Source organism: Dyadobacter koreensis (assembly GCF_900108855.1).
GTDB lineage: Bacteria > Bacteroidota > Bacteroidia > Cytophagales > Spirosomataceae > Dyadobacter > Dyadobacter koreensis.
Genome location: NZ_FNXY01000003.1, coordinates 282354 through 295456, shown reverse-complemented (window position 1 = coordinate 295456; position 13103 = coordinate 282354). Strand labels below are relative to the sequence as shown.

General features: G+C 41.4%; 10 protein-coding genes. 8 read left to right on the top strand and 2 right to left on the bottom strand.

All coding sequences use genetic code 11. The annotated features are described in order from the left end of the window. Positions 1 to 52: 52 nt before the first annotated feature. On the bottom strand, positions 53 to 1726 hold the full coding sequence (locus BMY70_RS09950; RefSeq protein WP_090335481.1) for a fatty acid--CoA ligase: 1674 nt from the start codon (positions 1724 to 1726) through the stop codon (positions 53 to 55). A 155-nt stretch (positions 1727 to 1881) separates the two neighbouring features. Here BMY70_RS09950 and BMY70_RS09945 point away from each other — a divergent pair, with 155 nt between their 5' ends. The 8 genes from BMY70_RS09945 to BMY70_RS09910 all read left to right on the top strand — a co-directional run bounded on the left by BMY70_RS09945 (position 1882) and on the right by BMY70_RS09910 (position 10086). Beyond that, positions 1882 to 2835, top strand: a complete 954-nt coding sequence (locus BMY70_RS09945; protein WP_090335028.1) for a threonine ammonia-lyase — start codon at positions 1882 to 1884, stop codon at positions 2833 to 2835. Between the two features lie 143 nt (positions 2836 to 2978). Next, positions 2979 to 3455, top strand: coding sequence for a hypothetical protein (locus tag BMY70_RS09940; RefSeq protein ID WP_090335027.1), 477 nt, complete (start codon positions 2979 to 2981; stop codon positions 3453 to 3455). 98 nt (positions 3456 to 3553) lie between these two features. Next, entirely contained in the window at positions 3554 to 3898 is a 345-nt protein-coding gene (locus BMY70_RS09935) for a DUF4174 domain-containing protein (RefSeq protein WP_090335026.1), read from the top strand. A 308-nt stretch (positions 3899 to 4206) separates the two neighbouring features. Next, on the top strand, positions 4207 to 7776 hold the full coding sequence (locus BMY70_RS09930) for a sensor histidine kinase (RefSeq protein ID WP_090335025.1): 3570 nt from the start codon (positions 4207 to 4209) through the stop codon (positions 7774 to 7776). Positions 7777 to 7787: 11 nt separating this feature from the next. Next, positions 7788 to 8537 (top strand): LytR/AlgR family response regulator transcription factor, encoded by a 750-nt coding sequence (locus BMY70_RS09925; protein WP_090335024.1) that lies wholly within the window; start codon positions 7788 to 7790, stop codon positions 8535 to 8537. A 95-nt stretch (positions 8538 to 8632) separates the two neighbouring features. After that, entirely contained in the window at positions 8633 to 9004 is a 372-nt protein-coding gene (locus BMY70_RS09920) for a hypothetical protein (RefSeq protein ID WP_143072078.1), read from the top strand. A 120-nt stretch (positions 9005 to 9124) separates the two neighbouring features. Next, positions 9125 to 9862, top strand: coding sequence for a glycosyltransferase family 2 protein (locus tag BMY70_RS09915; RefSeq protein ID WP_090335022.1), 738 nt, complete (start codon positions 9125 to 9127; stop codon positions 9860 to 9862). A 26-nt stretch (positions 9863 to 9888) separates the two neighbouring features. Continuing rightward, positions 9889 to 10086 carry a hypothetical protein gene (locus tag BMY70_RS09910; protein ID WP_090335021.1) on the top strand — a complete coding sequence of 66 codons (198 nt, stop codon included), beginning with the start codon at positions 9889 to 9891 and terminating at the stop codon, positions 10084 to 10086. A gap of 5 nt (positions 10087 to 10091) precedes the next feature. Here the strand turns inward: BMY70_RS09910 and BMY70_RS09905 are convergent, their stop codons facing one another. Continuing rightward, a complete protein-coding gene (locus tag BMY70_RS09905; protein WP_090335020.1) occupies positions 10092 to 13004 on the bottom strand; it encodes a PD-(D/E)XK nuclease family protein in 2913 nt (970 codons plus the stop codon). Between the last annotated feature and the right edge of the window lie 99 nt (positions 13005 to 13103).

Below are 13103 nucleotides of genomic sequence, written 5' to 3'. Positions count from 1 at the left end.
AGCCGGGACGAAAAATTGGAATACCCTACGTCCGGCTTTTTATTTTCTTCCTCTAAACTTTCTCCGCGAGCTCTTTACGGATTTTCTTCTTGTCTATTTTTCCGACGCTGGTCTTCGGGATTTCTTTTACTAACTGGATCTGATCGGGAACATACCATTTATTGATCTTGCCTGATGTTACCCGTTTTAACATTTCCTCTTTCAACAAGTCGGCGGTGACATAATCCTGATACTCCGGTTTCAAGACAACATATGCATAAGGTCGCTCACCCCATTTTACATCGGACACACCAACAACTGCAACCTCGGCAACGCCTTCGATCTGGGAAAGTAAATTTTCAATATCCAGCGACGAAACCCATTCACCTCCTGTTTTAATGACATCTTTAACCCGGTCGGAAATTGTCAGGTAATACTCATGATCAATAGACCCGACGTCTCCCGTATGTAACCAACCGTTACCCCAAAGTTTTTCTGAATTTTCCGGATCTTTGAAATATCCCTGGGTCATCCACGGACTGCGGCCAACAATTTCTCCAACCGACTTGCCGTCATGCGGCAGAAAATTTCCTTCCTCGTCCACGATGCGAAGTTCGGAGAACGGAGAGATTCTTCCTGCTTTGGTCGTATATTTTAATCGTTCTTCTGCTGGCAATTTTTTTTGCTCTTCACTAAGATGCGCGACCGATAAAACCGGTGCGGTTTCGGACATGCCGTAGCCGGCTGAGACTGTTATCCCCATCGCACTTGCGGCTTTGGAAAGGCCGATCGTGAGCGCAGAGCCACCTATTAAAACTTTCCATTTAGACAAATCGGTCTGTTTGGCGAGCGGGCAATTGATGACCATTGTCATCACCGTTGGAACGCAATGCGAAAGTGTCACCTGATGTTGAGCTAGCAGGCTTGCAATCATGTCAGGCTCATATTTTCCCGGGTAAACCTGCTTGTTATTCAGCATGGTTGCGACAAACGGAAACCCCCAGGCGTGGACGTGAAACAAAGGCGTCAGTGGCATATACACGTCTTCATCCGTAAAAGGCAATGCCCGATAGCTGCAGAAATATGCCATTACACTCATAGTATGCATGAATAACTGGCGATGCGAGAAATAGACACCCTTTGGCTCGCCGGTCGTACCCGTAGTGTAAAATGTCGTCGCCCAGGTATTTTCATCAAAATCCTGAAACTCGTACGTATCATTTTGTTCAGAGATTAATTGCTCGTACTCGCCTGAAACCTCGAAGGTGGTTTTTGAAATTTCAGATGTTAAATCCTTGTAAACCTTATCGCTAAGAATTATGTATTTTTCAACAGTTGTTATCTTTTCGTTTATGCCCTCAATAATTGGCAGGAAATCTTCATGAACCAGGATGATCTTATCCTCTGCATGATTAATCGTGTATAAAATTTGTTCAGGCGAAAGTCTGACATTGATCGTATGCAAAATTGCACCATAACACGGTACTGCGAAGAAACTTTCCAGATACCGGTGGCTATCCCAATCCATAACGCCGACTACATCTCCCGGTTTCAAGCCCAGGCTTTCAAATAGACTGGCAAGTCTTTTTACTCTTTTATTAAATTCGTAATAATCCATCCGAAACAAATTCCGATAGATAATTTCCCGCTGCGGGTTATATTTCAAGGTTTGTGCAAGAATGGATTTTATAAGTAATGGCATATCATAAGCCGACGGAGTTCTGGGAATTAATCGTGTTTGAATCATATTTTTGGTACTTTTAAATACAATGGTTCCGATAACTGTTTTTATGTTCCGGAAAAACTGATAATTTGAAATCCTGTTTTCCGGTGTCGGCAAAAGTAGATTTGTATTTGCTGTAATTGTAAAAATAAAAGAAAAAACGTAAGATTATTTATATTATGGGCGAAAGTATTCCAGATAAAGCGGTTATTGAAAAAGCGCACAAACTTATTACTCCATACATTCACAGAACGCCTGTCTTAACATCTCAATTTATAAATCAGCTAGCCGGAGCGGAACTGTTTTTCAAGTGTGAAAATTTTCAGAAAATTGGAGCTTTCAAGGCAAGAGGCGGTCTGAATGCTATTTTATCTCTTTCGGAAGAACAGCTGAAAAACGGGGTAACAACACATTCTTCCGGTAACCATGCACAAGCGATAGCTTTTGCGGCAGCCAAAGTCGGCGCAAAAGCCTACATTGTAATGCCGGATAACTCCGCCACTGTTAAGGTGAACGCCGTGGAAGGTTATGGTGCAGAAATCACATTTTGCCCCAATACACCAGAGGACAGGCAAGGCGCTGTGGATAAGATTATAGAAGCGAAAGGAGCGGCTTTTGTACATCCTTTCAATAATTATGAGGTCATAGCCGGGCAAGGCACAGCTGCGAAGGAGTTGATTGAAGATGTAGGCGTTCATCTGGATGCGATCATCGCCCCGGTTGGCGGCGGAGGTTTGCTTAGCGGAACAGCCTTATCGGCCCACTATTTTTCTCCGGGAACAGAAGTTTTTGCAGGGGAACCGGAAGGCGCTGCGGACGCGGTTTTGTCATTCAAAAGTGGTAATGTAGAAAAGGCACCTTATGTCAAAACAATAGCCGACGGTTTGTTGACACCGCTCGGACCAAAGAATCTGGAAATAATCCGCGAGTATGTAACAGACATTTTAACCGTTTCAGACGATGAAATTATTGCAGCCATGCGGCTTATGTGGGAACGAATGAAAATTGTTGTTGAACCTTCGGGAGCGGTTGTGCTCGCGGCTGTATTGAAGAATAAAGAAGTTTTTAAAGAAAAAAAGGTGGGCGTTATCATATCCGGTGGAAATGTGGATCTTGGTAAATTGCCTTTTTAATCAGTTATTTACCAAAATAAAATACATCCGTATCAATAAAAATTTTGCCCGCGGTTATGCATATTTGATAATATTACCGTTATAACTGGAATATATTTAATGTGTAATTAAATTTGCGTCATCAAACTACTTTAAAATTTAACATGAGAAAATTATTTGTTCTGTGTCTGATTGTTTTGTTCACTTCTTGTAAGGATAAAGACAATAGTTCCACGCCTGAACCGGATTATGCACCTGAGTTTGCAGGCACTTATTCAACCACTACGGTGGCGGGGATAGAGACTACCGTTCAGGATTGGGTTGTTACAAACACGGATAAAAATATTCTGGCAATTGATTATACGAAAAGTATCAAGATAACTACCTCAGGAACTACGTTAACTGCTGTTCAGATTCGCAAATTGAAAGATGTCAAAGTAACGTCTGCTGATAGCTTTACCATCAACGAAGTGGTTGATGTAGAGCAGACAACGCAAGGTGCTCTGACGCAAAAGCTTGAAGGAACTGCTGCGAAAATAACGAACGCCAGTGGGACACCTCAAATTAACGTGACTATTAAGTTTACGAATTCTGGTGGCGGCGCACCGACAGAAGAATATCTCGAATTCAAGAAAAAGTAACTTATTAGAAATACTAAAAACGGCCTGGTGATTATTTTTCATCAGGCCGTTTTTGCTTTTGGAACAGTTATTTAGGTTTTTCCAAAAACATTTCAATCATGAAAATATTACTGATAGTCTTAATGCTATTACTGACCGACCAGCCCCGGAGGGTATTGTTGTTTTATAAGAATGAAAACAAAGAAGTTTGGAATAAACAAACTGCTGAACTGGAAGCTAATAAGGCTGGGGTAAAAGACCGTGATATTAATATAGAATCATACGAATTTTCTAAAAATCCGGAGCTTTGGAAAAAATGGAAAATTGACCCTTCCAAGTCTTTTACATTTATCCTGATTGGCCGTGACGGAGGGGAAAAACATCGGTCGGAAAAGGTCGTGTCGCATCAGGAATTGTTCGGTAAAATTGATGCGATGCCTATGCGGAAGAATGAGGTAAGGTAGCTGAGTTTTGATATTTGTTAGGTTTTGTTTCTGCATATTGCGTTGCAAATGCTTCACCATGGCGCTACCGATTGCAGGTCGGTGTCAGCGGTGTGTAAGCCGTTTATGCTAAATAGCTAACGGTTAGTTTACTGCTTTTTATTTTGTCATCTTGCCGTCGATTAGAATAAAATTTTCAGAAAATCTGATTGTATTATTAACTAAAAAAATGAAAGTATTTTTAGTTAAATTACTGATCGTATTGGTTCCGTAAAGGAATTAACACGATCAAATCAGCTCAGCATGGCGGGACTTAACAACTCAACAATATGTATAGGAAGATTTTTACAATTGTATTGTTTTGTTTTTTTCCTTTCTTATCGATCGCTCAGACCATATTTCAAAATCTCAAATGGCAGGATGGTTTGAGCGCCAAACAGGTTAGGGGACTATATAAGGATAAGGAAGGTTTTTTGTGGATTGGTACTACCAATGGTTTGAACCGTTACGATGGTGCTGTTATCAAACAATACAAAAATGGCAATTTCAAAAGTCTTTATATCAATGCAGTAGAACCATTCGGAAATGATAGTTTGCTGATCGGTACGCGAAAAGGACTTTTTCTGTTTGATAAAAAGACTGGACTTTTTTATGACGATGAACGTTTTTCTGAGCTGAGAGAACATGTAATCGTTTGTATAAAACAGGATGGCCGTGGGCGTATCTGGATAGGCACTCGTTATCTTACATCTTCTAAAATTTATATCTGCGACCAAAATAAACTTCTGCCGGTCGAGGCTGTTTATCCTGATGCGAAGGTTTTTAACAAACACGATTTCGCGCTCTCCATTATGGTGTATGATACTGCTCGGCAGGGATTCTGGATTGCCGCTAGTAAGCCCTTTTTTATAGATTTTAGGAACAGAACGGTGTATCATCGCGATAATAACCCGCTTCATTTTCCGCCGCTAAAAGTTGATAACGTGAATGCTATTGCTGTCGATAGCAAAAGTAATGTGTGGTATGGCTGCGACGATGACCCTTCGCTGAATTTCTGGGATTGGCGAAAAAATATCATTGAAAAATATTTTCAGCTTGATGGGACCGTAATCAATGAAGGATGTAACCGTCTATTTATTGACAGCAGAGATCGCTTATGGATTTCAACCTGGCTGTTTTCTGCATACATCAAGGAGCCTGGCAAACCGATAAAAAAAATACCATACAGCCAGAATGAAACTTATACCATTGGTTATGGTCATTTTCGCGAGGCTATTGAGGATGAGGAAGGTAATGTCTGGCTCGGTACGATTAACGGGGTTAGTAAAAGCCAGGATAATTATCCGCTCCTTGCAATTTATCAGTTGCCCAGTTTTCGGTTCTTCCTGCAAACAGGTTTTGCGCAGGCCAATCATATCAGCGTTTGGGGAGATACGATTATGGCAAGTAAAGAGGAGGGGATTGTGGCATATAACATGGCAGATGGAAGTTATAAAAGATTTATTGTACCGACCTTACTTCGAAACCGCTTTTTAATGTCGGTAAGGCAAAACGATACATGGTGGTTTGCAGGAGACGAAGGGTTGTACAAATTGAAGAACGGAAGTTCCCGACTTGAAAAACTGAATTTGTTTAGAAAAGACCCATCTAAAAAATTTACCAATTTTGTATTTGTGGATCACGAAAAAAAGGTTTGGTTTCAAGTCATGGATGATGCTGTTTATTGCTTCGATCCCCAGACAAAAAAGCTGGAACGTTTTGACGGGAAGGATGAAACCCGCGGAATTTTCACATTTGCCAATTGCCAGAGTTTTGTGCAGCTGAGAAATAACAATATTTATTTTTCAAGGAATGGAAGAGGGTTTTTAAAGTTTGACTATGCTGCAAAAAAGTTTTCTGAACTTCCCGTTTTTAATCCAAATGAGTTTTATGTAAGTAAGCTGGTCGAAGATTCAGACGGAAATATCTGGGCATCAGCAGCGGGAAGAGGTATTTTGAAAATGAATCAAAAAGGCGCTGTCCTGGACAGCATTGATACGAGCAGCGGGCTTTTGTTTGATCATATCGCCAGTATTGGAATCGACGACCGTGGCGCCGTCTGGGCAGCCAGCAGAGAGGGTCTGATGTTTTTTAATCCAAAAACAAAAGCTGTTACCAAGGTGGAAATTGATCTTGGAAAAACTTTGCAGGATTACTGGAATAATCTCACGATTGCTAATGGAAAGGTTTATGCGGTAATGCTCGACCATGTTGTCGTGATTGATCCGTTTCGATTCGCTGTCATGCCAGTGAAAAAAGCTCCTCACATTACCTCGGTTAAAATTTTTGGCACTGAAAAAACGCCTTATGAAAATGAGGGGATCCTCGAACTAGAGCCTACGGAAGACGATATGACATTTCAATATGCGTCATTGAGTCATCGCGATATTCCCTGGCTGCAATATAGTTTTCAGCTGGAAGGAGTTGACAAACATTGGGTCAACGCTGGCCGGCGGATCGTGGCTTCTTACACGAACCTTATGCCTGGAAAATATACCTTTAAAGTACGCAGCACAGACGAAAAAGGGCAGTGGATGAAAGAAGAGACGGTCTTAAAAGTGCATATCAAACCAAACTGGTGGCAGACCTGGTGGTTCACGGCACTTTGTCTTTTGGTGCTGCTGCTGATTTCCTATATGTTTTATCGGGACGCAAATTCCCGTAAAGAAAAGCGGCGGATCGATAAAACGATCGACTATTTTGCCAATTCCGTATATGGCGAAAATTCGGTGAATGAAATATGCTGGGACATTGCGCGAAACTGCATTTCACAGCTTCGTTTTGAGGATTGTGTTGTATATCTGCTGGACGAAGAGAAAAACCGGCTGGTGCAAAAAGCTGCCTACGGGCCTAAAAATCCGAAAGGGCATGAAATTATAAATCCGATTGAGATCGATATTGGCATGGGTATCGTTGGAGCTGCTGCGGCAAGCGGAAAACCGCTGATTATCGGCGATACGACGAAAGATGACCGATACATTATCGACGATGAAGTCAGGTATTCTGAAATCGCGGTACCCATTCATCATGACGGAAAAGTGATCGGAGTTATTGATTCTGAGCATAGCAGGAAATATTTTTTTACGGATGAGCATGCCAAGGCGCTGACAACCATTGCTTCCATCAGTGCCAATAAAATCTCGGAGGCAATCGCGGAAGGTCAGGCGCAGGAGAAGGAGATTATGCTGCTGGAAATAAATAAAATGCTCGCGGAAAGTCAGCTGATGGCGTTACGTGCACAAATGAATCCGCATTTTGTTTTTAATTGCCTTAACAGCATTCAGGAATGTATCGTCACGCAGAAGTATGGGGAAGCTAGTAAGTACCTGAATAAATTCTCCAAGCTTTTCCGGATGGTTCTGAATAATTCGGGTAAAAATCTTGTAACCGTTGAAGAGGAGCGCGAGGTACTGGAACTGTACTTGGAATTAGAGCAAATGCGTTTTGAAAATAGCTTTTGCTATAATATTATTATGGACGAAACACTGGAAGAAGATCAAATATCGCTTCCTTCAATGCTCGTGCAGCCCTATGTAGAAAACGCGCTTTGGCATGGATTGATGCATAAAAGCGGAGAGCGAAGGCTGACAATTGAATTTAAAAGAGTAGACGAAGAGACTTTTGTCTGCCGGATTGATGATAACGGAATTGGACGTAAAAAATCCTTTGAGCTCAAAGAAAAAAACAGCAAATCGAAGCGGCATGAATCCAGAGGCCTGGCAATTTCCCAGGACAGAATTGATTTACTTCAGCGCCAGGGAAATCATGCCCGTTTAACCATCACTGATAAATATGATGAGGGAAAGGCCATCGGAACGTTGGTCGAAATTGAATTATCAACTTACCTGAAAAATCTTTAACCCAGGACATTATGATAAAAACTTTAATAATCGATGACGAGGCCAAAGCCAGAAATGTATTAAATCATTATTTATTGAATCTGGTGCCTGAAATTACAGAGATAAGGCAGGCGGACTCTGTGGACGCTGCGTTGGAAATACTGAAAACGTATCATCCCGGCATTGTTTTCCTGGATGTAGAAATGCCATACAAAACCGGATTCGACTTTTTACTGGCACTTAAAGAACCAACATTTGAAATTATTTTTACAACTGCCTATAATCAGTATGCGATCCAGGCGATAAGGTTCAGCGCATTGGATTATCTTTTAAAACCGGTAGATCCTGACGACCTAAGAAACGCGATCAATCGCTACCTTGAAAAACAAAAGCCCGCTAAACAGAAGAAGGAGTTGTTTGATAATCTGGTTCAAAACATTGGCAAAAAGGAAGTTAAAGATTTTAAGCTTGCCGTGCCGTCCAGTCAGGGCGTATTCTTTTTTACTTTGGATGAGATTCTCCGTTTAGAGGCAGATAGAAATTATACGATTATTCATCTCGTAGGAAAACGACCTTTCGTGGCCAGTAAAACATTAAAACATTTTGAAGAAATGCTGGAAGAATTCAGTTTTATCCGCACTCATAAATCCCATCTTGTAAACTCTTTTCATATTGTCCGGTTGAGCAATGATCATGAATATGTGTTGCTCTCTGACGGTGCTAAGATTGAGATATCCCGGAGAAAGAAAGACGAAGTGCAGCAGCAGCTAAATTTCCGGTAACCTTTACCATTCGTTCTCCCACAGCCCGCCGTTAAATTACTATTGTTGACCACCGAGACGTCCTGATGTTTCTTTGTAATGTCAAAGCAAACAAAATGGAATTAATAGCAATACAGATCGTGGGAATATTGGAAGGGGCGATTGTTATAATGATGCTTCTGGCAGCCTGGCGACTTGTCAAAATGTTGGGGCGCCCCCGGAAAATGACCTTACAGGAAATTGAAAAGAACGGAACTCTCGCCGAAGCTATCGTTTTAGATGTAAACGAGACTGGCATGATAATCAATGATCTTCCGCAGGTAAAATTGCAAATGCAGGTCTTACCGGAAAAGGGAAGAAACTTTGTAGCCGAGGTTAAACAGGTTCTACCCAACTCGTTAAAGACGTTATTACATTCGGGAAGTAAAATTATGGTGAAATATGATCCGGGAAATCCGCGGGAAGTTGTAGTTTTACGCGCATTATAGGCATAGAATGTGTTGTATTTAGCCAGAAATAAATATCTCGAATTTATTCTATGACTTTTTCAGTCAAAATTACGATCTTCGTTCGTATCTCGGAAACGTTGTGAAATTTAACCTTAGCAAATGATCAGTAATCCTTTTACCAAGCTTTCTATAATTATTCCCGCTTACAATGAGGCCAGAACGGTACATTTTATCCTTGATAAGATTAAGGCAGTTCAGCTGAATCATAATATCGAAAAAGAGGTGATTATCGTCAACGATTTTTCAAGCGATGGTACAGAACAGGCGATTCTGAATTACAAGGCTAATAACCCGGAACTAAATATCAGATATCTCAAGCATGAGGTTAACAAGGGAAAAGGAGCGGCTCTGCATACTGGCATCCAGCACGCGACAGGCGAATATCTGATCATTCAGGATGCGGATCTGGAGTATGATCCTGAAGAATACAATATACTTATACAGCCAATCTGGGACGGTCATGCAGACGTAGTATTTGGTTCCAGATTTATCGGCGGTAAACCTCACAGAATTTTATTTTTCTGGCATACAATCGGAAACAAATTCGTGCTGACTTTCTTATCGAATATGGCCACGAACCTGAATCTGACCGATATGGAAACTTGCTATAAGTTATTCCAAACCAGTGTAATACAGAAATTAAATCTAACCGAAACAAGATTTGGTTTCGAACCGGAAGTAACTGCGAAAATTGCCCGCGTTCCAGGGTTGAGAATTTATGAAGTGGGGATTTCATATTACGGACGCACTTATGCAGAAGGGAAAAAGATCAATTGGAAAGACGGTGTTCGGGCGATTTATTGTATCTTCAAATATGGCTTCTTTAACGCCAAATAACGATACATACAAAACCTTCGCATAAAATGGAATTTGAAGAATATTTGACGGCTAAAAAAATTGACAGCGTCGCTTTTAAAAAAGCAGATCAGGATCGGTTTGCAGAGTGGGAGAAGATTTTTCAAACCATGCATCCGGAAAGTTTTACTGCTCAGAAAAAGTTTTTAATCAACGACATCAGAAGGAGATATCACCTGAATGACCAGGCGATATCTGCATCCTGATTATGTTATCTTCCACAAATTCCGACAAAATCACAATAGGTGCAGACATTCAGATCTTCTGTTTTACGGAACGGGATCTGAGGGTCGAGCAGATCGTTGAGGATTTCGGACAACAATCTTTCCGAACGCTGAATGAAATGTTCGGCGTCCAGCCCTTCAGTTAACTCCAAAGGATTGGCGATAAGGTTTGTTGGATCACGGAATGAGTAAAAACCTGATTTTACAAGATACTTACCAAATTCATAGGTTTTTCCGCCGATGGTCAGGCCTTTCTCGTCCTGCATTTTCCGGTACATCAGATATTCATAAAGCCATAACTGACGGACATAACCAGCTTTTCTATCCGGATCTGTCCTTATAATTTCTTCTTTTCTTTCCGGATCAGATACTTTTTGTTTTCCCGTGAGCTCCACACTGCCGGTTTTGTAATCCATGACGTACAGTGTATTTTCTCCGCTCAATTCGATCCGGTCAATTTTTCCTCCGATATTCACCAGAGTATCTTCGTTTTGAAGATTCATCGTCAGAGCGGTTCGGAGCGGCTGTTCCGCGGCTAGTATTTTACGCCTGGATTCCTGGTTGATCTGGTGTGTCATGAATGCAAGAATCTGCTGCTCGCCGACGTGATAATATATTTTATTCAGCCCCAGATCTGTAATGTATCCCTTAAATAAATCGTCAAATTCTTCTTTCAGGATGATCTTAATCTGTTCTACTGTCGGATCTTTTTCGAGAAGGAAAAAATCCTGGTCGAGTCGTTCCAGACAGGCGTGAATCCATGTTCCGATTTTATCCATACCCAATTCTTCCTCCACATCTTCAGCTTCTTTAACGCCGACGATATGTTTTAGATAAAATTGCATGGAGCAGCGTATCAGCTCGTTCAGGTGCGTAGGATAAATTCCCTTTCCTGAAAGATATCTGCGAATCGCTGCGAGCATTGCAGCATCTTTCGGAACATCTTCACTCAGTTCCTTCGAAGGCTCTTTAGAAAAAGAAACAGTTTTATTCTGAATTTTTATTTTAGGATTATATGAAGAAAGTTCGTACTCCACTTGCTGAATAAAACGGCTTTTTTCTCCTCCGCCCGGCGCGTCATTCGTACTTGTGTAAAGCATGTGAATTTCTGAGGCGCGCTGTAATAAACGGTAAAAATGATAAGACATCACAGCTTCCTGATGCTGGTGTGTCGGTAGTCCGACAGCTTGCGCTGCGTCGTAAGGAATAAGTGAATTCTGACGTTTTGCTTGCGGAAGCGTGCCTTCGTTGAGTGACAGAATAATAATCCGGTCAAAATCCAGCGCGCGGGTTTCAAGCATACCCAAAATCTGAAGAGAGCTGATCGGTTCCCCGCTGAATGGAATTCTGGTCTGTTTGATCAATTCGAACATAAAAGACCGGAGTGTTTTCAAGGTAATAACTTCCGGGCGATCTTCCAGTGTTTGTTCAAATTGTTTGAGAAGGGTATAAAACAAATATAAATATTCCGTTTCCAGCGCGTTTTTATATTCCTTATAAACCTCACGCAAAATATCGATAAGCGTGTAAAACGTCTGGATGACGCGTTTGGAATTATTTTTTGGCCAGTGTGTAAATAATGTTTCGAAAAGGAGATTTCCCTGACCCAATTCCCGCATTTCATCGGCACTTAAAAATACGCGGTTTCCATCGGTAATTTGCCAAAGCGTTTCCTGAACAATGGTGTTCGTCTGGCTTGTCGAAGGTCTTAAAACAGCATGTTCGTAGTGACGGATAAAGGGATGATTCAGGACTTTACTGATCGATTTGTGGTTAAATTTTGGTATCCGTACATTTCGACCAGACTTGTTTTTAAACTCTACAACATTCTGCTGCAATTCGAATACACTATCGATCAGCGTATAGAGCATCGAATTCCTGAGCGACAAGCCCATCGTGATATTGAAGTCCGTCACGCCTTCGTCGAGCGAATAGATCATCGGAAGCAGCAGGTTTTCATCCGCCAGAACAATAGCTGTCGAGATCGGTTCATCGGGATTATCGCCCGCTTTCATCGCAGCATAAAGTTGCCCGGCAACCTTGGTCTGCAAAGTCGCGTTAGGAACCCCATAGATGGTTATATCTTTTTTTGTGGTCAAAAGATTATTATCCGTCCAGTTCCAGTCACGAAAAATTTTCTGGCTTTGATATTCACGAAGACTTTTTCCTGCTTCCACACCCGTATTTTCAGACATGTAGTAGCGGTCCGTATCCCATAAAACTTCCGCTTTTTCAGCTTTGATCAACGCCGTGATGATCCTTTTTTCAGATTCTGTAAACGCGTTGAAACCGGCAAAATAAATTCTGTCGTTATCACTTTTGTTAAGCAGCAAATCGTCAACATTTTCCGCCAATTGCCGATAAGCCATACCCCGGTATGCTTTTCCGTTTGCCAGCAAACGATCTCTAAATGTGCTGTAAACCTGTTTTATATTCTCAAAAAGCGTGAAATACTGTTTCGTCCCGGAGCTGTCTTTCAGTGTTTTTCCTTCGGGAAGATTTTCCTGCCAGCGGTTGATCGCTTTTGCCTCTGATAAATAATCAAAGAGATAATCGGTACGGACAAGATACTGGTCAATTTTATCCAGGTCACTCAGTAAAACAGAAGCCCAGCCCATAAACCGGTCAAACTGAACATCCGGATCTATTTCCTTGAATGTCTCGTAAAGCTCAAAAAAAAGATGAACTGAATCCTCAATTTCAAGCGTGCAGATTCCTTCAACGAAATCATCAACCGCTTCAATTTTCGGGCTCATAACCGCTTTTGTCGTACTATTTGCCAGTTCCTGCATGAGGAAAAAGGCAGCCCGGCGTGTGGGCACAACAATTCGTACACGGTCTAGTTGGGTACCGTTTTGTTCAAGAATGTGATTGGCAACCTGATTTAAGAATGACGGCATGGAGCTTTGGTGGCTGACAGCAATTAGCTTTTAGCTTTTGGCAAAAATAAGCTTTTGGCTAGGTAAATAATTTTAAAGAAGAAACTTTTAATATTAACA

Excerpts from the sequence above, each read along its gene's own strand:
- BMY70_RS09950 (WP_090335481.1), bottom strand. The coding sequence starts at position 1,726 with ATGATTCAAACACGATTAATTCCCAGAACTCCGTCGGCTTATGATATG.
- BMY70_RS09945 (WP_090335028.1), top strand. The coding sequence starts at position 1,882 with ATGGGCGAAAGTATTCCAGATAAAGCGGTTATTGAAAAAGCGCACAAA.
- BMY70_RS09940 (WP_090335027.1), top strand. The coding sequence starts at position 2,979 with ATGAGAAAATTATTTGTTCTGTGTCTGATTGTTTTGTTCACTTCTTGT.
- BMY70_RS09935 (WP_090335026.1), top strand. The coding sequence starts at position 3,554 with ATGAAAATATTACTGATAGTCTTAATGCTATTACTGACCGACCAGCCC.
- BMY70_RS09930 (WP_090335025.1), top strand. The coding sequence starts at position 4,207 with ATGTATAGGAAGATTTTTACAATTGTATTGTTTTGTTTTTTTCCTTTC.
- BMY70_RS09925 (WP_090335024.1), top strand. The coding sequence starts at position 7,788 with ATGATAAAAACTTTAATAATCGATGACGAGGCCAAAGCCAGAAATGTA.
- BMY70_RS09920 (WP_143072078.1), top strand. The coding sequence starts at position 8,633 with ATGGAATTAATAGCAATACAGATCGTGGGAATATTGGAAGGGGCGATT.
- BMY70_RS09915 (WP_090335022.1), top strand. The coding sequence starts at position 9,125 with ATGATCAGTAATCCTTTTACCAAGCTTTCTATAATTATTCCCGCTTAC.
- BMY70_RS09910 (WP_090335021.1), top strand. The coding sequence starts at position 9,889 with ATGGAATTTGAAGAATATTTGACGGCTAAAAAAATTGACAGCGTCGCT.
- BMY70_RS09905 (WP_090335020.1), bottom strand. The coding sequence starts at position 13,004 with ATGCCGTCATTCTTAAATCAGGTTGCCAATCACATTCTTGAACAAAAC.